Origin of the sequence: Flavobacterium sp. UGB4466, assembly GCF_903469665.1 — a bacterium.
GTDB classification, from domain to species: domain Bacteria; phylum Bacteroidota; class Bacteroidia; order Flavobacteriales; family Flavobacteriaceae; genus Flavobacterium; species Flavobacterium lipolyticum.
Genome location: NZ_CAGKLC010000041.1, coordinates 1 through 22,088, shown reverse-complemented (window position 1 = coordinate 22,088; position 22,088 = coordinate 1). Strand labels below are relative to the sequence as shown.

The window sequence follows — 22,088 nt, the reverse complement described above, 5'->3', positions numbered from 1 at the left end:
AAAAAGAAATTATCTGTTCAGGTAAAGTCGCCCCTGCTGCGGACGTCTGTTGTCTTTATTAAAATTGACCACATAAAAATAGACTCCATTTGGTACAATTCCATCACCAAAACCGGCCGATTCGGAATTTCTCCCATCCCAATTAGGTTTATTTCTATTTCCTTTAAACATTACATTTCCATATCTGTTGAAGATTTCAAGAGTATAATCCGGGTATAAAAATTCTATATCCGGAATCCTGAAAGTATCATTTACGTTATCTCCGTTTGGTGAAAATCCGTCCGGAATAAAAAAAGCATATTCTTCCGGATTACAATCGAATAAAGAAACTGTAACCCCTAAATAATCATCAGAAATACAACTGGTTACAATCGAAAGATCGAAACCATAATAAGTTGCCTTATCGCGAAGCAAAGTTGTTGAAGTCAATAAATTACCGTTATTTTCGGCATCATACCACGCAACTGTCGAAGATACATTGGTCGCTTTGGATAAATCTGCAATTGTCGGATTTTTTAAACCACAAAAATTTTCCCCACCTGAATTCAGAGTTGGAGCTGGCGTATCATTTACCACAACCGAAACGGGAGTTGGTGCAGAAATACAATTTGCAGTAGAAATTTCTCTTACATAAAGCTGCTCTGTTTTTAAAACATAAGTATCTGCAAGTGGTGTAGTTGCCGTTCCAGAACTATACCATTTGTACTGAGCCCCGCGTGGCGTTAAATTTGTAATTACTGCTCCCTCCACTTTACAAAATACCTGCGGACTTGTTGCAATAGGAGCGTTGGGAATAGTATTTATCACAAAAGAATCCACTACGTTACTTAAATTAACATCACATGACGTAGTGTTGTTCTTTAAATTACGGGCTATAATTACTGAAGAACCTGTATTCAAAAGCAATCCTTGCGGAATAACAAAACTAGCTTTTCCGTTTGCTACTGCTAAAACAACCGTTTGTAATACCGAAGAATTATCACCCGAAAGTGTGTAAGAGAGCGTAACGTCAGTTAAATTTCCTAATCCGGAAACAGCTACAGGAACTGGTTCTCCAAAACAAAAGTTTTCGACCTGTACGACAATAGTTGTCCCATCTGGCAGAGGATTAATAATCTGATTCCCTTTTACATTGGCTACATTCGAACATTGGGGAGTCGGATTTGTAATGTTTGTGATACTCGTAATTGTAATTGCTGATGATCCGCTTTTTACATTTAGACTCGCCGGAATTACAAAGTTTGCACTCCCAGCGGAAACTGTAATATTTACTGTTCTACCGGTAACAACATTATCTCCCATCAGATTATAAGTAATTCTGTAAGTTCCATTAGCCAATAACGAAGCATTTGAAAGCTGAACTATTGCTGCCTGATTCTGGCAGACCGGAGTGGTTGTTAATACTGCACCATCCAATCGCGGGAATGGACTAATGATTAAATCATCTGATAAAATACCAATTATATTGGTACATAATTTTTTACCGGATGTAGCTATAATGCTAGTCACCGTAAGCGTAAATGTACCTATTTGCTTAAAATAATTAGAGCTAAGCGGAAATACCAATACCCCATTTGTAAAATTAGCCTTTACAGTTGCTGATGCAACGGTAGGCCCTGTAATAGTATACTGAACTTCATATTCTCCGTTCGGAATTACTTGCGATCCTTGCATAATTCTTGCGGTATAGGATGCTGTTGCAATTTTATCTTCACAAATATCCGAATCAACCAACACCCTTGCGCCGGTAAAATCTAATCTTTTTTCCAGTGTAATTTTTACCGTTTCACTATCATTCTCACAGATATTCTGATTCGGAACTGCAAAAACAGTGTAGGTATAGCTGTACTCTCCCGCTCCTGATGTAGCAAACAAAGCTTGAAGATCAACGGTATGACCCGTTGATGCAGTAATACCGGGACCACTCCACATACCTCCCATATCTTCTCCTGAAAGCAGCTCGTGCAGGTCAAAATTAGCATAAGGCCCTAAGTCAGTCGTGCCGCATAATTCTTTATCTGTTGGATCTCCGGCTTCCGGCTTCCTTACAACCGTTATCTTCACGGCAGAAGTAAGTGGTGTCGATTCGCATGCCAGCACAGGCGGTACTGTATAAGTAAAATTATAAGTGGTCTTCACTTGTACTTTTGGTACCGTGAACGTAGATTTTACAATCCTACCGCTGCTATCCCTCCATGTTCCGTTGGAATGCGGTCCCATAATAACACTATTAAATGCCGTAAAAAGATTATACTCTCCTCTGTCATTACAGATTGTAGCTTCAGTTCCAATTCCCGAATATGCGCCAATAGTTAAGGTTACGATTGCTTTATTTACAACACATCCTGGCGTTGTTACGGTATAAGTGTATTGGTAAGTACCTCCACTTGATATAAGCTGGGCATTTAACATTCCTGTAGCAGGATCCAGACCTCTTAGATTATTATTATCCGTCCAGATCCCCCCCGGAGTTGGTGTACCTCCCAACAACGAAAACAAAGAAATTGATTGATTGACCGGATCTTCAATATCACAAATTATATGTTGCTCGTCGGTTCCTGCACATTGTGCCTGGCTTTTTGAAACACAAGCCAACAAAACAATAAAAAACAATGCAAATTGCAAGAAACTAGTGTATTTTTTCACCATAGACTTCCGGTTATTTTTTTACAAACATAACGAAATAATAATGTTTATTAAACAATTAGAACTTACTTTAATAATTAAATCTTTACAAAAAAATCTCTACAAAAAAATAGCGCTAACCCCCATTACAATTCATCTTCCAGTTTAAATCTGAATTTTAAAAGGAGACTATTTCTTTCTATTTCTAAATCTATCCAAACATCTTCTTCAGATTTTAAAAGTGAATTAATCTGCTGCAACGTATATCTGTATGGAAGTGCGCGATTAATTCGAACAATAATATCTCCCGTTTTCAATCCACAACGTTCTGCGGCTGAATTTTTACGGATGTTTACAATTTCATAAACCGGTTTTAAGGAGAACTTGTATCTGAAATCATCATTTTTTTTACCTAGATAACCTGCTTCTTCAACTGAATTAACAACTTTTACCGTCTCCAGATGAACCGTTTCCTGAACCCATTGAAGTCCGTTATGCTGCACTGTAATTCCGCTTTTATTATAAGTAAACGGTTCTGAAAATTTACTATTTTTCTTAAGATACAGTATTTTATCCGCATAATCCAATACGACCGTAAATCGTTTTAAAACTTCCCCGCCAACAGAACCAATTCGCCCGGGCACCATCTTCACATTTCGAATCGAACTTGAATCCGGAAAAGCCACTATGGGGTTTTTAAAATTGAACTCCCCTATAGAAAACTTTTCAATTTTGGCACGATGTCCTTCGATATCACCACTGAAACCCTTCCCAAGAAAATCAGGAAAATTTTTAGTCGGTAATTTTATAATATCATTCTTAAAAATCCAAAAAGCATCACTATTACCAATATCGATTAACATTTTTGCGGGCACAGCAACATTGTCTACAAATGCAGTTGTATACAGATACGGTTTAGATCTTTCGATCGTAATCGGGACTGCTTTAAATTTTTTATTCAGTTTTTTTAGAGTTTCTTCATTATTCTGATGAACAACAATCTTCTTCTTTTGATAGTTTAACTCAACGAGGTTGTTTTTGAAAAATTTATATCCAATAATGCCATTCACCGGAATTCCAATGTGTGATGATAAATTAAAAGATTGATCCACAATAACATACAGTAAATGATTGTTCGATCTTAAACCATGGGTTTCTAAAACATTATTGGTCGATTTCAAACCTTCAATTTCGTCTTCACTTCCTAAACCTCTGAGCTTAATTTTCTGAACATTTTTAAAACTAACTTCCTGTTTTTCTTCCATACTGAACAAAATGGTTTCTTCAACACCCGAATCTAACAGGAAATTTAGTTCTACTCCATTTACTTTTATAGGAATAAAAACCAGATTATTAATTAATGTAAAAGGTATAGTAACCTTAGAGGCACGATTTTCTATTTGAAAATCTTCTTGCGCCTGAAGTGTAAAAGCTGTGAAAAGCCCAAAAAACAACATGAAATGTTTTCTCATTGATAAAATTTTAAGATAAAATTACTAAAAATATCGATAATTACTACAAATTAATAAGTACCTGTAATGTTTACGTTAAATTCGAAAAAAAAATGCAAATTTGCACTTCAATAAATAAAACCCATGCCAACAATCTCACACAAAGGCAGAAACATGCCCGAATCACCGATACGTAAACTTGCTCCTTTTGCTGATTTAGCAAAGAAAAAAGGACACAAAGTGTATCATTTAAACATTGGTCAACCGGATATCAAGACACCCGAAGTGGCCATCGAGGCGGTAAAAAATATTGACTTAACCCTTATAGAATATAGTCCGTCAGCCGGATATGAAAGCTATAGAAAAAAATTAGCTCAATTTTACCAGCGTCAAAATGTAAACGTTGATACAGAAGACATCATTGTTACTACTGGTGGTTCTGAAGCCTTACTATTTGCGCTGGCCACAATTACAGATCCGGGAGATGAAATTATCATTCCGGAACCTTTTTATGCTAATTACCATGCATTTGCATCTTCAACAAGTGCAACAGTTATTCCTTTAGTTTCGACTATCGAAACGGCATTTGCTTTACCAAGTATTGAAGAAGTTGAAAAACTCATTACCACAAAAACAAAAGCCATATTAATTTGTAATCCCGGAAATCCAACCGGATATTTATATTCTGAAGAAGAAATCAGACAATTGGCAGGCTTAATAAAAAAACACGATTTATACCTGATTGCTGACGAAGTCTATCGCGAGTTTTTATACGACGGAGACGACGAACATTTTTCTGTAATGAATTTGGAAGATGTTCAGCAAAATGTGATCATGGTTGATTCTGTTTCTAAACGTTATAGCATGTGTGGTGCCAGAATTGGATGTCTGGTAACCAAAAACAAAGAGGTGTTGGCAACTGTAATGAAGTTTGCACAGGCACGTCTGAGTCCTCCTACTATCGAGCAAATTGCATGTGAAGCGGCAATAGATACTCCGCAAAGTTATTTTGACGAGGTAATTTCCGAATACAAAGAGCGTCGTGACACTTTAATCGCAGAATTGAACAAAATTGAAGGCGTTATTGTGACGAAACCAAAAGGAGCGTTTTACTGCATCGCACAATTACCGATTGACAACTCTGAAAATTTTGCACAATGGCTTTTAGAAAGTTACGATCTGAATGGAGAAACGGTTATGGTTGCTCCCGCTGCCGGATTCTACTCAACACCGGGAATGGGACTGAATCAGGTTCGAATTGCGTACGTTTTAAACAAAAAAGATTTGGTTACTGCTGTAAACATTTTAAAAGAAGCTCTTTTGGTTTACAATAAGAAATAAGGTCTGAATATAAAATTTTAAAAAGACAATAACATACTGTGTTATTGTCTTTTGTATTTAAAAAAAACCACATTTTCTCTACAATTTGAATTTTATAGCAAAAGCCGCAATTAAATAGTAAAAACCATAGAAAAGGTTTACCATTTATTAATTATCTTTACCGCCTTAAAAAGAAATACCCATATTAATAGTAAGTTTTTAATGATAAATAACGAAGATTTTTTAGACGAAATAGGAGACAATCACTTTAGCAGTAACGCAAAAAATCCTTTGAGACCGGATGCTTTTGACTTAAGTGATGACGAAAAAATAGAAAAAATAAAAAAAGATGTTGAAAACATCCTTCAAACCTTAGGAATGGATTTGACGGATGACAGTATCAAAGGTACTCCAAACCGAGTGGCCAAAATGTTTGTAAAAGAAATTTTTGGAGGTCTTAATCCTTCCAAACAGCCAAAAGCTTCTACTTTTGACAACAACTACAAATACGGTGAAATGCTGGTAGAAAAAAATATTACGGTTTATTCTACTTGTGAGCACCATTTACTGCCAATCATCGGAAGAGCTCACGTGGCTTATATCTCTAATGGAAGAGTTATTGGTTTATCCAAAATGAACCGTATTGTAGAATATTATGCCAAAAGACCTCAGGTTCAGGAGCGTCTAACCATGCAAATTGTTCAGGAATTACAAAAAGCACTTGGAACTGAAGATGTAGCCTGCGTGATCGACGCGAAACACCTTTGCGTAAATTCCAGAGGAATCAAAGATATCGAAAGCAGCACAGTGACCTCTGAATTTGGCGGTAGATTTAAAGATCCGCAAGTTAAAAGAGAACTTTTGGACTATATAAAACTGGATACACAATTCTAGTTGAATCGGTGAATCGTTGATTTGTTTAATCGCATTTTTCTTTGAGTAAAACTTTCGATTAACTGGTTAAACAAATCAACAATTAAACAGAAAAGAATGTACACGTTTTCTTTTGAGAAATTAGAAGTTTGGCAAAATGCAAGAATGTTTATATTAGACATTTACAAATTGACTGATACGTTCCCGCCAAATGAGCTATTTGGAATCACTTCTCAAATAAAAAGAAGTTCTTCTTCAATTGCAACAAATATTGCAGAAGGAACGTCGCGAAATACGAATAAAGATAAAGCTCATTTTCTAACGATTTCTTATTCGTCAGCGATGGAAACTTTAAATCATTTGATAATTTCCAGAGATTTAAACTATCTTTCCGGGACAGAATATCTTGAAACCCGAGAAAAAATAGAAAAAATCTGCAATCAGATAAACAGTTTAAAAAAATACTATCTTTCAAAAGAATAAAACTTAAGTAATTACAGAACGTTACGCGATTCAACGTTAAACAAATAAACGGTTAAACAAATAAACGATTAAACGACAAAAAAATGCCTTTATACACAGCTCAACCTCTAAAAATATACAATTCACTTTCGGGTGAAAAAGAAAGTTTCAACCCTATACATGAAGGAAACGTTGGAATGTATGTTTGCGGACCTACGGTTTATAGCAATGTACACTTAGGAAATGTTAGAACTTTCATGTCTTTTGACGTGATATTCAGGTATTTTTTACACCTAGATTACAAAGTGCGATATGTGCGTAACATTACCGATGTGGGGCATATTGTAGACGATGTAGATGAAGGTGAAGATAAGATTGCCAAGAAAGCACGATTGGAGCAATTAGAACCTATGGAAATTGTTCAGCGCTATACCGTTGATTTTCATAATATATTGAGATCCTTCAACTTCTTACCGCCAAGCATTGAACCAACTGCTACCGGACACATTATTGAGCAAATCGAAATCATCAAAAAAATTATCGATACCGGAATTGGTTATGAAGCAAACGGATCGGTTTATTTTGACGTTGTGAAATACAACGAAACCAATAATTATGGAATTTTAAGCGGTAGAAATATCGAAGATATGCTGGCCAACACCCGTGATCTTGATGGACAATCTGACAAAAGAAACCCACAGGATTTTGCGCTTTGGAAAAAAGCAGAACCGGAACATATTATGAGATGGCCTTCGCCATGGAGTGATGGTTTTCCGGGCTGGCACTTAGAATGTACCGCCATGAGTACCAAATATCTTGGAAATCATTTCGACATTCACGGAGGTGGAATGGACTTGAAGTTCCCACATCACGAATGTGAAATTGCACAAAACGAAGCCTGTACAGGTCAGTCTCCGGTAAACTACTGGATGCATGCCAATATGCTGACTTTAAACGGAAAGAAAATGGCAAAATCGACCGGAAACAACATTTTACCGGGAGAGATTTTAAGCGGAGACAATACCATCCTAAGCAAAGCTTTTTCAGCATCTGTAACGCGTTTTTTCATGTTACAGGCACATTACCGAAGTATACTAGATTTTTCTGATGATGCTATTGTAGCTGCCGAAAAAGGATACAAAAGACTAATGGAAGCTGTAGATGCTTTACCGGCAATTTCAGCAGGTACAACAAGTTCTATTGACATTGCAGCATGGAAACAATTGTGCTACGATGCCATGAATGATGATTTCAATACGCCAATTCTGATTGCGCAATTGTTTGAAGCGGTTCGTTATATCAATTTACTGAAAGACGGAAAAGAAACGATCTCAGCAGAAGATTTAAACACTTTTACAACTGCAATTAATGCTTTTGTTTTTGATGTTTTAGGCTTAGCCAATGACAAAGCTGCTGACGGAAATACCGACAAACTGGAAGGAACTGTGAACATGCTTATCGCGATGAGAAATCAAGCCAGAGCTGACAAAAACTTCACTCTTTCAGATCAGATTCGCGATCAATTGATTGGTCTGGGAATTCAGTTGAAAGACGGAAAAGAAGGAACCAGCTTCTCTATATAAATCACTCATTTTCTAATAAATCATGAAAGTAATCACTCCATTTGTTTTATTAGTCCGCTTTTATCAATCTGCAATATCGCCTTTTACTCCGGCGAGTTGCAGATTTGAACCTACATGCTCTACTTACATGATCCAGGCTCTGCAGACTCATGGTTTGTTTTATGGAGGCTATCTGGGCATGAAAAGAATCTTAAGCTGCCACCCCTGGGGAAGAACCGGTTACGACCCCGTTCCTGAAAAGAAATGTTCACACAAACATTAACTTTTTATAAAGAGCAACACTACTTTAAATATCTATTTTTACAAAATACAAAAAACAACAGCACATGACACAGCCCCTAAATATCGTTTGGAATCCTTCGGAAGGAATCGATCTAGGATTTTTTATGATTCGTTATTACAGTTTAATGTTCGTAATTGCTTTCGGACTAGGGTGGTTTTTAATGAAAAAAATCTTTGAACGCGAAAACGAATCTATCGACAAGTTAGACTCTTTATTTGTCTGGACTGTTTTAGCTACGTTAATAGGTGCCCGATTAGGACATGTTTTATTTTACGATTGGGAATATTTCAGAAATCATTTACTTGAGATATTCTTACCTGTCAGATTCGAGCCTAAATTTGAATTTACCGGATTTCAGGGATTAGCCAGTCATGGCGCAGCTATTGCCATCATTGCTGCCATGTACTATTACAGCAAAAAGATTTTGAAACGTCCATTATTATGGATTTTAGACCGTGTTGTAATTCCGGTTGCCAGTGGGGCTATTTTTGTTCGTTTAGGGAATTTTTTCAATTCTGAGATCATCGGACATGAAACAAAATCTGCCTTTGGAATTCGTTTTTTACACGATCAGTTCAGTAAAAACGAAGCGGTAAACGCTACTCAAATCGCAGATCCTAAAGCTGCGTATACCGCTATCGCAACAGATCCTAAATTTGCTGATTTACTGGCTCAGGTTCCCGCAAAACATCCAACACAATTATACGAAGCTATCAGCTATGTATTTGTTTTTGCGATTTTGTTTTTCTTATACTGGAAAACGAACGCAAGATTAAAATCAGGATTACTATTCGGACTGTTTCTGGTACTCTTATTTGCAGTACGTTTTGTGGTAGAATTTGTAAAAGAAAGTCAGGGCGGATTTGAAAATGAATTAGGTCTTTTTTCTACCGGACAATGGCTAAGTATTCCGTTTATCATTATTGGACTTTTCTTCGTCATTAGAGCGCAAAGAAATCCTTTAGCAGAATCTTAATCCATTCGATAAAAAACTATAAAAAAGCGTCCGATAATTCAATTTATCGGACGCTTTTTTTTGGATCAGAAACAAAAGCTGAGAGAGAATAGGGCTGAAAGTCCTAAAAGCAAAAGCATAGTACGAAGCACTATAAGTTAGATTAGGATGTAAAACTGCCCTGAAAGGGCAAAAGCAATTTTCGCTCCTAAATCTCAACAAAAAAACATCCACATTCTTAGAGAATCTCATACAAAATATGCCGGATGCTTTTCTTTGCCATCAGGCTTTTGCCCTTTCAGGGCGTAACTCATAATTGCCAGCATCATTCACAGTGCTACGCACTATACTATTGTCATAGCTCTTTCAGCGCAAATTCCAATTTCATTAATTCGTTTTTATTTACAGGAAATACGAAATACCCAATTCAATATTTCTGGTATTATATCCCGCATTTTCAGCATTTAGTCCTCCATTTGAAACGTGCCGAATGTTACCGCGGGCATCCAGCTGTAAGCGATTCATTTTAACCGAAAAACCCATCGCAAAAACATCTGCAAAAGCAAAACCTTTAGACATTCTTTCTGTTTCTGTATCGGTAATCATTGGCCCAATACTTCCTGAAGCATAAACAGAGAAAACTTTTCCAATTGGTTTCCTGACCAAAAAACCAAGATTCAACACATACTCATGCACCTCCTTCAACTTCGTATATTCTTCCCTCTTTTCAAGATAATCAGGTCTGTCCGGCTTTACAAAGTAAAAATTTATCAATTGATGTCTTCCAAAATTAACTTCCGGCTGGACTAAAACCTCATATTTAAAATGCTTTGATTCATTAAGCCGATAACGCAATTCTACTTTATAAAAATGATTGGTATACGTGTAATTTCTATTATTAAACTCGCTCCCAAAACCATAATTGATTCCTATGGCCAGCTTTTCGTTTTTAGTTTGTCCTAAGGCTTTAAACACGCTAAAAACAACAATTAGAATCAATAGTAATTTCCTACCCATAAATACTTTTTTTATTAGTCTAATATAACACAAAAAAAAGATCCAGCTTTCACTGGATCTTTTTTCTATATCTTAAGCATCTGATTATGCTTTATTGTGCTTGTCTTCGATTGTGTGTTTATCATCACTTGAAATCGTGTCAACCAATACCGGTGTAGCGATAAATAATGATGAATAAGTTCCCACTACGATACCAATTAACATGGCAAAGATAAATCCTCTGATAGATTCTCCACCAAAGATAAACATCGTTAACAATACGATGATCATCATTAATGATGTATTCAACGTTCTTGATAATGTAGTGTTAATAGAAGCGTTTACGATATCTTCAAAACTTCCTTTACGGTTTCCGATGATGAACTCTCTAATTCTGTCAAATACAATTACAGTATCGTTCATCGAGTAACCAATTACAGTAAGGATAGCCGCAATAAAGTGCTGATCCATTTCCATGTGGAAAGGCATGAATTTGTAGCATAAAGAGTAGATTCCTAATACAAAGATAACGTCGTGTGCTACCGCTGCAATCGCACCTAATGAATATTGCCATTTACGGAAAGAGATCATTAAGTATAAGAAAATAACCGCCATTGCACCTAATACAGCCCAGTAAGAGTTCGTTTTGATATCCTCAGAAATAGAAGCTCCAACCTTAGATTGCTGTACAACCCCAATCTTTTTACCATCAAATGAGTTGATGAATTTTTCGTAAGAAGTGTTAGGGAAATATTTCGTTAACGACTTGTATAAAATTTGGTTCACTTCTTCATCGATAGCTACACCGTCTTCTTTAATTTTATATTTAGTTGTGATTTTCAACTGATCGTCATCACCTAAAATTTTCGCCTCAACCGGAGTACCAAAAGCAGCAGACAATTCATCTGATACTACAGTAGCATCAACAGGTTTTTCAAATTTCACCTGGAATGTTCTTCCTCCAACAAAATCAACACCTTCATCTAATCCATTTACGAAAAAGATAGAAACTAAACTCACAACTACTACAATTGAAGAGAAGATGTATGTGAATTTTTTGATTTTAATAAAGTCAAAGTGGAAGTTTGTAAACCAGTTTTTAGTAACACTTGTAGAGAAAGTTAAATCTCCTTTTCCAGCAATGTTTCTGTCAATAAAAATTCTTGCGATAAAGATTGATGTAAACAATGAAGTTACGATACCAATCAATAATGTCAATGCAAAACCTTTAATTGGTCCTGTACCAAAAATAAACAAGATTGCTCCAGTTAAAACGTGCGTTACGTTTGCATCAATAATAGAACGCATTGCTCCGTGCCATCCGTAAGAAGCTACAACCGCATCAGACAATGATTTACCTTCACGTAATTCTTCTTTTGCTCTTTCAAATATAATAATGTTCGCATCTACCGCAGTACCTAATGTTAATACGATACCTGCAATACCTGGTAATGTCAATACAAAACCAAAACTTGCCATAATTCCGAAAAGGAAAAGTAAGTTTAATAATAACGCAAGGTTAGCATACCAACCCGCTTTACCATAATAGAATACCATCCATAAACAAACTAATAAGAATCCTAATACAGAAGAAATTGTACCTGCATCAATTGCTGCCTGACCTAAAGATGGTCCTACAACTGTTGACTGAATAATATCTGCAGAAGCCGGTAATTTACCTGCATTTAATACGTTAGCTAAATCTTTAGTTTCAGCAACATCAAAAGATCCCGTGATCTCAGATCTACCTCCGGCAATTGGTCCGCTTGTAACACCTGGTGCAGAGTAAACAATATTATCTAAAACGATAGCAATGTATCCTTTTTGAGAGAAAGCTCTTCCCGTTAATTCTTCCCAAACTTTAGCTCCCTGGCTGTTCATTTGCATAGAAACAGCTGGTTTTCCTAATTGGTCAAAAGTATCTTTTGCATCTGTAACAACTCCACCGCTCATCGCAGGAACATTGTCTCTGTTTCCTTTTAAAGCATATAATTCAACTGCTTCAATATCTTTTCCTTTTGCGTCTTTAATTGTAGTTGGTTTACTCCAAACAAATTTTGCATTGTGTTGGTCAGCACCCAATAAAACTCTGATATCTGCTCTTTTAAAGTAAGCATTTACAGCTGCAGTATCTTTAGGAGCAAAATATCCTAAAACTGGTCCACCACCCTGACCTAACATTTTGTCAAATAATGGATTGTTTCCTTTTTTAGTATCAACTGAATCTTTAGCATTATCCGTTAACAATGCATTCAATGAATCTTTAGCAACAGCTTTAGTTTCTTTTATTTTAACTTCAGTCTTTTTTAAAGCTTCGTTAGAAGCTACTAAGAAGTTACCAATTTCTTCGATTTTAAAAGTTTCCCAAAACTCTAATTGAGCTTTTCCTCCTAATAATTTCTTAATCCTATCTACATCCTTAGCCCCTGGAAGCTCTACTAAGATTCTTCCTGTTTCTCCTAATTTTTGGATGTTTGGTTGCGTTACACCAAATTTGTCGATACGCTCTCTAAGTACTTTGTAAGCACTTTCGATAGATTCGTCAACTTTTTTCTTAATTACTTTTTGAACTTGTGCATCAGACATTTGAAAATCTACACCACCTTCTCCTTGTAAACTTCTGTTTGCAAAAATATCAGGTGAAGCCAATTTTACTGATCCTTTTGAGTTAGCCTCAAAAGCTTCAAAGAACTTATTTAAATAGGTTTTGTTTCCTTCTAAATTTGCAGTTGCATCAGCTAATGATTTATTAAATACCGGATTTTTAGAATTGTTGGCTAATCCTTTCAAAACGTCTTTAACAGAAATTTGAAGAATCACGTTGATTCCTCCTTCTAAGTCAAGACCTTTATTAAGTTGTTTGTTTTTTACTTCGTTATAAGTAAAATCAGTAAAACCAAGGTTTAACACTTTTTCTTTTCCAATAGAATCTAAGTATTTTAATTCTTTATCAGGATTATCTCCTGCAAAAGCTTTAGCTTCACTTTTGACACTATTGGCCACAAAAGTGAACGAGAGTTGGTAAATACTTACCAATGCAAATAGAATTGCGAAAAATTTAATAAGTCCTTTATTCTGCATTATTACTAAAAATTAATTATTTTTTATTGTTTGTTTTTGTTTTAAAGTCCCATAGAATAAGCCCTGATATGATTTTTTAGCACTAAAAAATCAAGATCACGAATTACAACATTTTTTTTAACCCGAGCAAATATATAATTAACGAAAAGATTAACCAATTTATTTATTAATTAATCTCAAAAAAAAGACTGCAAAAGTGCAGCCTTTTCCTCTTTTTACGAAATTTGTTATACTAAAATCGATTTTAAAGCGTCATTCATGCTTCTCACCGCATCTGCGCTTTTCGCAAATAAGGCTTTTTCATGATCGTTTAACTGAATGTCTAATATTTCTTCGACTCCATTTTTACCAATTATACAAGGTACACCTATACAGATATCATTTTGTCCATACTCTCCTTCCACAAAAACAGAGCAGGCGATCATTTTTTTCTGATCATTCAAAATACTATCTACCAAATAAGCCACAGAAGCTCCCGGCGCATACCATGCTGATGTTCCCAAAAGACCTGTAAGTGTTGCTCCACCCACCATAGTATCGGCAGCCACTTTTTGTAATACTTCTTCTGAAAGAAATTCAGTTACCGGAATTCCGTTGTAAGAGGCCAGACGGGTTAATGGAATCATAGTAGTATCACCATGCCCTCCAATAACCATTGCCGAGATATCGTTTGCTGGTTTATCTAAAGCTAGTGAAAGATAGGTTCTGAAACGAGAACTGTCTAACGCTCCACCCATACCAATAATTCTGTTTTTTGGTACTCCGGTCGATTTCAATGCCAAATACGTCATCGTATCCATTGGATTAGAAACTACAACTATAATAGTATCCGGAGAATATTTTAGTACGTTTTCGGTAACTGTTTTTACAATTCCTGCATTTATACCTATTAATTCTTCACGGGTCATTCCTGGTTTTCTTGGAATTCCAGATGTAATAACTACTACATCACTTCCGGCAGTTTTAGAATAATCATTGGTCACCCCAGATACTTTGGTATTAAAACCTGTATTTGTGGCACATTGCATAATATCCAACGCTTTCCCTTCGGCAAAACCTTCTTTAATATCCAACAACACTACTTCGCTTGCAATTCCTCTATAAGAAATAACATCTGCACAGGTAGCTCCAACATTTCCTGCTCCTACAATGGTAACTTTCATATTTTATACTTTATCGGTTATTAATTAATTTGTTTGTTTGATAAATCGACAATTCGTTTAATCGTTTAAGTAAATTTAAACAATTAAACGAATTGATGGTTAAAATTTATTACGCATCGATATTAGCGTAAACTGCATTTTTCTCGATAAATTCTCTACGCGGCGGAACTTCATCTCCCATTAACATAGAGAAAACTCTGTCAGCTTCAGCCAAACTATCAATGGTTACCTGACGCAGAGTTCTGAAATTCGGATCCATTGTTGTTTCCCACAATTGCTCCGCGTTCATCTCTCCAAGACCTTTATAACGCTGAATTGCGGCGCTTCCACCCATTCTCTCGTTGGCCTGATCGCGCTGAACATCATTCCACGCATATTCTTTTTTGTTTCCTTTTTTAACTAAGTATAAAGGCGGTGCAGCGATATAAACGTGACCTTCTTCGATCAATTCTTTCATGAAACGGAAGAAGAATGTTAATATTAAGGTAGAGATGTGACTACCATCGACATCCGCATCACACATGATGATTACCTTGTGGTATCTTAATTTTTCAATATTTAAAGCTTTACTGTCTTCTGCAGTACCAACTGTTACCCCTAAAGCAGTAAAGATATTTCGAATCTCTTCGTTTTCGAATACTTTATGGTGCATCGCTTTCTCCACATTCAAAATCTTACCACGTAAGGGTAAAATTGCCTGAAAGTTCCTGTCACGACCTTGTTTAGCCGTTCCACCCGCCGAGTCTCCCTCGACAAGGTAAACCTCACATCTTGCAGGATCCTGCTCGGAACAATCTGAAAGTTTTCCTGGTAATCCACCACCGCCCATAACGGTTTTACGCTGTACCATTTCACGGGCTTTTTTAGCCGCGTGACGTGCCTGAGCAGCCAAAATTACTTTTTGAATAATGACTCTGGCGTCATTTGGATTTTCTTCCAGATAATTCTCCAACATCTCTCCAACAGCCTGAGAAACCGGAGAAACTACCTCTCTGTTCCCTAACTTTGTTTTGGTCTGACCTTCGAATTGAGGCTCTGCAACTTTTACCGAAATAATAGCAGTTAATCCCTCGCGGAAATCATCTCCCGCAATTTCGAATTTCAACTTATCCAACATTCCGGATGCATCAGCATATTTTTTAAGGGTTCTTGTTAAACCACTTCTAAAACCTTGTAAATGCGTTCCTCCTTCGTGTGTATTGATATTATTTACGTAAGAGAAAATATTTTCTGTATAACTTGTATTGTAAATCAGCGCCACTTCAACCGGAATTTCTCCTTTATCATGATCCATACTAATTACATGCGAAACAATTGGCTCGCGGTTACCGTCTAAGTAACGAATATACTCTTTTAGTCCTTCTGTAGAATGAAAAACTTCGGTTCTGAATTCTCCTTTTTCATTTACTTCTCTTTTATCTGTAAAGGTGATTGTAATTCCTTTGTTCAGGAAAGAAAGCTCACGCATACGAGCAGATAAAGTATCATAAGAAAACTCTGTAGTTTGCGTAAAGATGGTATTATCAGGGTAAAAAGTCTGACGTGTACCTCTTTTTTCTGTTTCTCCGATTTGTTTTACCGGATACAATGATTTACCTCTTTCGTACTCTTGTTCGTAGATTTTCCCTTCTCTAAAAACGGTAGATTTCATATGGACAGAAAGGGCATTTACAACCGAAACCCCTACTCCGTGCAAACCTCCGGAAACCTTATAAGAATCTTTATCAAATTTACCTCCGGCTCCAATTTTAGTCATTACAACTTCAAGTGCCGAAACGCCTTCTTTTTTATGTAAATCAACCGGAATACCACGACCATTATCCTCAACTGTTACTGATCCGTCTTCGTTTATGGCAACACCAATGGTATCACAATGCCCTCCCATCGCCTCATCAATAGAGTTATCTACAACTTCATAAACCAAATGATGAAGCCCTCGAACTCCCACATCTCCAATATACATCGATGGACGCATTCTTACGTGCTCCATTCCTTCTAATGCCTGAATACTATCTGCTGAATAATTGTTCTTCTTGATTTCTTCGCTCATATAATTTATTCTAAAAATGTATTTATTGTCTAACACGCAAATATATAAAAACGCAAATTATATACTCATAAAATTCCGATTTAAAGCACTTAAGTTATCAACACAATTGTCTGAAAAACCTAAAAATATGCTTAAAAGAAGACTTAAATTCCAATTTCCTTAAATTCCAAATTCGAAAAATTTAGAATGCAGCAAAAAATCAATTGCTTTTATAGAGCCTAAATTGCAAAACGCCTATTTTTTAAACCGTATAAAAAAACCGAAATAACATTATAAAATGCATTTCGGTTTCCATGAATTTAAAACTCCTTGAAAATGGAATTTGGATTTTTTAAATTGATTTTTCTAATCTTTATTGTTTTTTATTAAAATCTCCAACATAAACAGAAGTCATTTTATCTAAACTTAAGTACTTTTTCGCAACCGCATTTACCTCTTCGATTTTCAAGGCTTTAACTTTAGCTTCAAGAGTATCATAATCTTCCAAAGGAACTCCGTATTGCAGATAAGTATTCGTCAAATCCATTAAAGTTCCGTCATCTCCCAATCGGGTTTTTCTTTCATTAAGCCAACTCACAAGATTTGATTTTAACTCTTCTGCTGTGAAGCCCTCTTTTAATGCTTTTGCAATTTCTTCTTTTGCCGCAATCTCAACGGCATTTTTCTTCGTTGGATTTAAAAATGCGTAATAAGCCCAATACGAAACATCATTGGTGATGGGTACATTTACGAACGATCCTGCTCCATAGCTGATTCCTTCTTTTTCTCTCAATCGCATCGGTATTCTTGCGCTTAGAAAACCTCCGTTTCCTAACATTTCATTAGCCATCACAAAAGCAGGATAATCAGCATCTTTCTGAGTCATTTTAAAACTGATTTTACCCACAGCAACCGCATTTTCTTTATCAGGAGTAATATACTCTTTATCGGCTTTCTGTGTTTCAAAATAAGTCGGTATTGCTCTTTCATATTTTGATTTGGAATTCCATTTACCAAAAGTACTCTCTAAAATCTGAGCTGTAGATTTGGCTTCTAAATCTCCCACTACAGTCCCTACTCCATTATTTCCCCCTAAAATGTTTTTATAGAAATCAATAAGTTCCGGCTGTTTTATCTTTTTGTAAGCATCAATTTGTTCCTGGACGGTCGCAGTGTAGAAAATACTCTCTTTTGGATATTTAGAGGTTTGTCTTGAAACTTCAATAAAGGCCAGAGAATTAGGGTCATTTAAATTCGATTCTAAGTAGGTATTGTATTCACTGATTGTTTTGGTTAACTCATTTTGCGGAAAAGTAGCATTAGTCAATAAATCTCCTAAGATTTCCATTACTTCCTTAAAACTTTCTTTATAGGTGCTGACACTTACCGTTAATGTTTGTCCTGAAAAACCAAATGATAAACTTGATTTCAGAAGATCTAAACGATCAGTAATTTGTTCTTTTGTACGGGTGGTGGTACCGGTCTTTAACAATTGAGCCAAAATGGCACCAACATCTGATTTTCCGGACAAATCCTTTTCATTACTTACCGGAAATTTAAACGCTGCCTGAACTTTTCCTCCTTTAATTTCTTTTTTAATCAAGCCATACTTAGCACCATTACTTAGCTTTCCTTCAACAAAATTTTGTTTCAGATTCTTAATAGAAGTTTCAAACGGAGCCGCTTCTTTTTCAAGTGCTTTTCCTTTGTAGTCTTTAGTAAAAGCCGCTAATTGCTCGTCAGTATATTCGACCGGTTTAACTCTTTGTTCGTCTTTTGAAGGAATAAATACTCCGACAGTTCTGTTGTTACTTTTAAAATACTTTTCCGCAACTCTTTGTATGTCTTCTTTTGTAAGTTTTTCGATTGCATCTCTATACAGGAAACCTAATCTGTAATCGCCTGCCCCCACAATTTCGGTAAGATTTATAGCAAAAGAAATGGTATTATTTTTAACCCCTTCAATTTGCTTAATAATCTTAGCTTTTGCTCTGCTTACATCTTCATCCGTGTATTGGGTTGATCCAATTTTATCCAGTTCGGCTCTTACCAGTTCTTTTGTTGCTACAACGTCTTTATCATTAGGAACAGCTACTCCAAAATACACAAAACTGGCATCTCTGGTGGTTGGCTGCCAATAATAAATACTGGAAATCTTTTGAGTTTCTACCAATGATTTGTACAAATAACCCGACGGATCTGCTGTTAAAATTTCACCCAAAGCATCAATTGCTGCATAGTCTTTATCTGCATAGGCTGCAGTGTGATACAATGCTCCGATATTTTTACTGTCTCCGGCTCTTTTCAGCTCCACGTACTTTTCGCCATCTTGTGCCGGCTCTATCGTATACGTTTTATCCAAAACTCTTTTAGGTTTTGCAATACTTCCAAAATATTGACCTACATACTGCAGTGCTTTTTTCTCATCAAATTTTCCGGCAATTATCAGGGTTGAATTATCCGGCTGATAATATTTCTCATAGAAAACTCTTAATCTGTTTGCTTTTACGCGTTCAATATCTTCTTTACTTCCAATGGTACTTTTTCCGTAATTGTGCCACAAATAAGCCGAAGAAAGTATTCTTTCCTGTAAAACACCGTCAGGGTTGTTTTCACCTATTTCAAACTCGTTTCTAACTACAGAAAATTCTTTATCTAAATCGGTCTGTAAAATAGTCGCATTGATCATTCGGTCTGCTTCCATTTCAATACTCCATTTCAGATTTTCATCATTCGATGGAAAAACTTCATAATAATTGGTACGATCCAGCCAGGTTGTACCATTAGCAGCGCCTCCTTTTTCAGAAAGCATTTTTTTAATGTCCCCTAAATTTTTTGTACTCTTAAAAAGCATATGCTCCAATAAGTGAGCCATCCCTTTCTCTCCGTAACCTTCGTTTCTGGAGCCAACATTGTAGACAATATTTACCACCATATTACTTTGGGAAGCATCCGGAATCAAGAGCACTTTCAATCCGTTATTCAGAGAATATTCTTTTACTCCTTCGACATTTTTAATATATTTTGGCAGGTCAGTTTTTTGTGCATACACCGGACTTAATGAAGCTAGTGAGCAGCACAAAACACTGCTAAGCAATAAGTTTCTCATAGATAAAGTTTAAAATGGTTAGTTATTAATGGTAACCAAATATAATATTTTTCCTAAACACAAAGAGCGACAATTAACTTAGTTTTTAGAAATGTTCAAGGATTCAGATCTTAAATTTTCAGGTTTCGGGTTTCGGGTTTCGGGTTTCGGGTTTTGGAATTTGAGTTTTGGTAACTAAAAGTTTTTCTTCTTTCAAATCATAAAAAAATCCGGAACTACATTTGACATGTCTTTCCGGATTTTTTAAAACTTATTTTCAATAATGATTGTGTTCCATCTATTAAGAAGCAGCGCTCCTTTCATACTTTAAGCAACAATTCCTGCTCTCGAAGCTTCAACACCTGCTTTGACGTGCGCTGCATTAGCTCTTCCGCTCGGATCCTGATTTTCCTGCCATTTCGGTATCCATTTTCTAACGGTTTGTGCTGAACTAACTTGTGGATAGAATTTATGAAAAATCGATCTGTACAGATAAGCTTCCTTAGTTGTTGGTGAATTATACGGAAATTCTGCACTTGCTCCTGCAAGCTGTTCGTCTGAAACCTGTCCCGCGCAGAATTCAATCAATTCATCTACCCAGTTGTATCCCACTCCATCCGAAAACTGTTCTTTCTGCCTCCATAAAACTTCCTCTGGCAAATAAGGGTCGTCTGGTGTATCAAAAGCTTTTCTCAAAATGTATTTTTCAATTCCATCGTATGTTTTGGGTTGTTTTTCTATGGTTTTGATTCGGATTGACGCTTCTAAAAATTCTTTGTCCAAAAACGGAATTCTCGCTTCTAGTCCATGTGCCATTGGTATTTTATCGGCACGCAGTAAATCAGCAGTAAACAATTTTTGTACTCTTTCGATAGTTTCATCCTGAAATTCCTCTGCTGATGGTGCATTTCTAAAATACAAATGACCTCCAAAAACCTCATCGGCACCTTCACCGGAAAGAATTACTTTAATTCCTTTATCAGCAATTACCTTTGACAACAAATACAATGGCACTCCAGATCGTACCGAGATAATATCATAAGTTTCAATATGATAAATTACTTTTTCTAAAACCTCAATTCCTTCTTCAACTGTAAAATAGATTTCGTGATGTTCCGTCCCTAAAAATGCTGCCGCAGATCTTGCCGCTTTATTATCAGGTGCATCAGCATCTAATCCGATAGAAAACGAATGCAGTTTTTCTCCGTTTTCTTTCAATAATCGCGCAGCAATCGCTGACGTTAATGAAGAATCTAATCCTCCTGAAAGTAATACTCCCACAGGAACTTCGCTCATTAAACGTTTACGGGTTGCTTCAATTAAAGTATTCCGAATTAAATCTAAATCTAATTTTTGATTGGCTTTGGAGTGGTCTTCATATTCGGGATTGTAGTATTTTACAAAACCGGTTTTCCCTGTATAATAGTGCCCCGGAGGAAAAGTTGAAAAGGATTTGCACTGATCTGAAATGGACTTCATTTCTGATGAGAAATAAATTCTCCCTCTCTCATCCAGTCCATAATACAACGGTTTTACACCAACTGCATCTCTGGCTGCTATATAATTATCTCCATCAACAATTACAAAAGCAAAATCACCATCCAGCATATGACAAAACTTATGCCCAAGTTCTTCGTACAAATGCACGATAACTTCTGAATCTGATTTTGTTCTGAAGGTATGCCCTTTTAAGACTGTGTCTTTTAGTTCCTGATAGTTGTAAATCTCTCCATCATGCACCATCCAGGCCTTGTTAGTTCCCTGAATAGGCTGCTTACCTGATTTTAAATCAATAATCGACAAACTTTCATGGCAAATGATACTGCCATTTTCCATAATATGCAAATCACTTTCATCAGGACCACGATGCGACATTCTTGCAGAAAGTTCTTTTACGAGTTGCGGGTCTTTACCTTTACCTATAACAGCTAATAATCCAGACATACTGTTCTATATTTTTTTATTATTCTCTTTATTCTTTTAAACATTAAATACGTTAATCCAATATTTAATCTTTTTCTAATGTTTGGCTAAGCTAAATATTATTTCTGAATTTTATGTACTTATTCAGCTACATTTTTAGTTCTTACCATTTTTATTTCAGCAAATGCCAAATATAAAAAAGTAAAATCAGATCATTGCTTAAAAAAACTTTTAACTAACTGAAATAATACAATTT

The 22,088-nt window shown here is 36.0% G+C and carries 14 protein-coding genes; 6 read left to right on the top strand and 8 right to left on the bottom strand.

Annotation, left to right across the window (positions count from 1 at the left end):
* Window positions 1-9: 9 nt before the first annotated feature.
* Window positions 10-2,649: a gliding motility-associated C-terminal domain-containing protein gene (locus JO950_RS11725; RefSeq protein ID WP_202702810.1), complete on the bottom strand. Its 2,640-nt coding sequence runs from the start codon at window positions 2,647-2,649 to the stop codon at window positions 10-12.
* 122 nt (window positions 2,650-2,771) lie between these two features.
* Window positions 2,772-4,097, bottom strand: a complete 1,326-nt coding sequence (locus JO950_RS11720) for a PDZ domain-containing protein (RefSeq protein ID WP_202702809.1) — start codon at window positions 4,095-4,097, stop codon at window positions 2,772-2,774.
* A gap of 123 nt (window positions 4,098-4,220) precedes the next feature.
* Here JO950_RS11720 and JO950_RS11715 point away from each other — a divergent pair, with 123 nt between their 5' ends.
* The 6 genes from JO950_RS11715 to lgt all read left to right on the top strand — a co-directional run bounded on the left by JO950_RS11715 (window position 4,221) and on the right by lgt (window position 9,573).
* Entirely contained in the window at window positions 4,221-5,417 is a 1,197-nt protein-coding gene (locus JO950_RS11715; protein WP_202702808.1) for a pyridoxal phosphate-dependent aminotransferase, read from the top strand.
* A 201-nt stretch (window positions 5,418-5,618) separates the two neighbouring features.
* On the top strand, window positions 5,619-6,290 hold the full coding sequence (gene folE, locus JO950_RS11710) for a GTP cyclohydrolase I FolE (RefSeq protein ID WP_202702807.1): 672 nt from the start codon (window positions 5,619-5,621) through the stop codon (window positions 6,288-6,290).
* A 96-nt stretch (window positions 6,291-6,386) separates the two neighbouring features.
* Window positions 6,387-6,752 carry a four helix bundle protein gene (locus tag JO950_RS11705; protein WP_202702806.1) on the top strand — a complete coding sequence of 122 codons (366 nt, stop codon included), beginning with the start codon at window positions 6,387-6,389 and terminating at the stop codon, window positions 6,750-6,752.
* An 83-nt stretch (window positions 6,753-6,835) separates the two neighbouring features.
* Window positions 6,836-8,314, top strand: a complete 1,479-nt coding sequence (gene cysS, locus JO950_RS11700; protein ID WP_202702805.1) for a cysteine--tRNA ligase — start codon at window positions 6,836-6,838, stop codon at window positions 8,312-8,314.
* Window positions 8,315-8,336: 22 nt separating this feature from the next.
* Entirely contained in the window at window positions 8,337-8,576 is a 240-nt protein-coding gene (gene yidD, locus JO950_RS11695; RefSeq protein ID WP_070906973.1) for a membrane protein insertion efficiency factor YidD, read from the top strand.
* A gap of 64 nt (window positions 8,577-8,640) precedes the next feature.
* The gene (gene lgt / locus JO950_RS11690; RefSeq protein ID WP_202702804.1) at window positions 8,641-9,573 is read left to right on the top strand and encodes a prolipoprotein diacylglyceryl transferase; all 933 of its coding nucleotides are present in this window, start codon (window positions 8,641-8,643) and stop codon (window positions 9,571-9,573) included.
* 381 nt (window positions 9,574-9,954) lie between these two features.
* Here the strand turns inward: lgt and JO950_RS11685 are convergent, their stop codons facing one another.
* From JO950_RS11685 to asnB, 6 genes are all read right to left on the bottom strand, one after another.
* On the bottom strand, window positions 9,955-10,569 hold the full coding sequence (locus JO950_RS11685; RefSeq protein ID WP_202702803.1) for an acyloxyacyl hydrolase: 615 nt from the start codon (window positions 10,567-10,569) through the stop codon (window positions 9,955-9,957).
* A gap of 84 nt (window positions 10,570-10,653) precedes the next feature.
* Window positions 10,654-13,629 carry a protein translocase subunit SecDF gene (gene secDF, locus JO950_RS11680; RefSeq protein WP_202702802.1) on the bottom strand — a complete coding sequence of 992 codons (2,976 nt, stop codon included), beginning with the start codon at window positions 13,627-13,629 and terminating at the stop codon, window positions 10,654-10,656.
* A 227-nt stretch (window positions 13,630-13,856) separates the two neighbouring features.
* A complete protein-coding gene (mdh, locus tag JO950_RS11675) occupies window positions 13,857-14,792 on the bottom strand; it encodes a malate dehydrogenase (protein ID WP_202702801.1) in 936 nt (311 codons plus the stop codon).
* A 109-nt stretch (window positions 14,793-14,901) separates the two neighbouring features.
* Window positions 14,902-16,842: a DNA topoisomerase (ATP-hydrolyzing) subunit B gene (gyrB, locus tag JO950_RS11670; RefSeq protein ID WP_202702800.1), complete on the bottom strand. Its 1,941-nt coding sequence runs from the start codon at window positions 16,840-16,842 to the stop codon at window positions 14,902-14,904.
* Window positions 16,843-17,194: 352 nt separating this feature from the next.
* Window positions 17,195-19,930, bottom strand: coding sequence for a pitrilysin family protein (locus JO950_RS11665; protein ID WP_202702799.1), 2,736 nt, complete (start codon window positions 19,928-19,930; stop codon window positions 17,195-17,197).
* Between the two features lie 306 nt (window positions 19,931-20,236).
* Entirely contained in the window at window positions 20,237-21,853 is a 1,617-nt protein-coding gene (gene asnB, locus JO950_RS11660) for an asparagine synthase B (protein WP_202702798.1), read from the bottom strand.
* Window positions 21,854-22,088: the final 235 nt, after the last annotated feature.

Coding starts and splice junctions, on each gene's coding strand:
- JO950_RS11665 (WP_202702799.1), bottom strand. CDS start 19,930: ATGAGAAACTTATTGCTTAGCAGTGTTTTGTGCTGCTCACTAGCTTCA.
- cysS (WP_202702805.1), top strand. CDS start 6,836: ATGCCTTTATACACAGCTCAACCTCTAAAAATATACAATTCACTTTCG.
- gyrB (WP_202702800.1), bottom strand. CDS start 16,842: ATGAGCGAAGAAATCAAGAAGAACAATTATTCAGCAGATAGTATTCAG.
- secDF (WP_202702802.1), bottom strand. CDS start 13,629: ATGCAGAATAAAGGACTTATTAAATTTTTCGCAATTCTATTTGCATTG.
- JO950_RS11705 (WP_202702806.1), top strand. CDS start 6,387: ATGTACACGTTTTCTTTTGAGAAATTAGAAGTTTGGCAAAATGCAAGA.
- yidD (WP_070906973.1), top strand. CDS start 8,337: ATGAAAGTAATCACTCCATTTGTTTTATTAGTCCGCTTTTATCAATCT.
- JO950_RS11720 (WP_202702809.1), bottom strand. CDS start 4,097: ATGAGAAAACATTTCATGTTGTTTTTTGGGCTTTTCACAGCTTTTACA.
- folE (WP_202702807.1), top strand. CDS start 5,619: ATGATAAATAACGAAGATTTTTTAGACGAAATAGGAGACAATCACTTT.
- JO950_RS11715 (WP_202702808.1), top strand. CDS start 4,221: ATGCCAACAATCTCACACAAAGGCAGAAACATGCCCGAATCACCGATA.
- mdh (WP_202702801.1), bottom strand. CDS start 14,792: ATGAAAGTTACCATTGTAGGAGCAGGAAATGTTGGAGCTACCTGTGCA.
- asnB (WP_202702798.1), bottom strand. CDS start 21,853: ATGTCTGGATTATTAGCTGTTATAGGTAAAGGTAAAGACCCGCAACTC.
- JO950_RS11725 (WP_202702810.1), bottom strand. CDS start 2,649: ATGGTGAAAAAATACACTAGTTTCTTGCAATTTGCATTGTTTTTTATT.
- JO950_RS11685 (WP_202702803.1), bottom strand. CDS start 10,569: ATGGGTAGGAAATTACTATTGATTCTAATTGTTGTTTTTAGCGTGTTT.
- lgt (WP_202702804.1), top strand. CDS start 8,641: ATGACACAGCCCCTAAATATCGTTTGGAATCCTTCGGAAGGAATCGAT.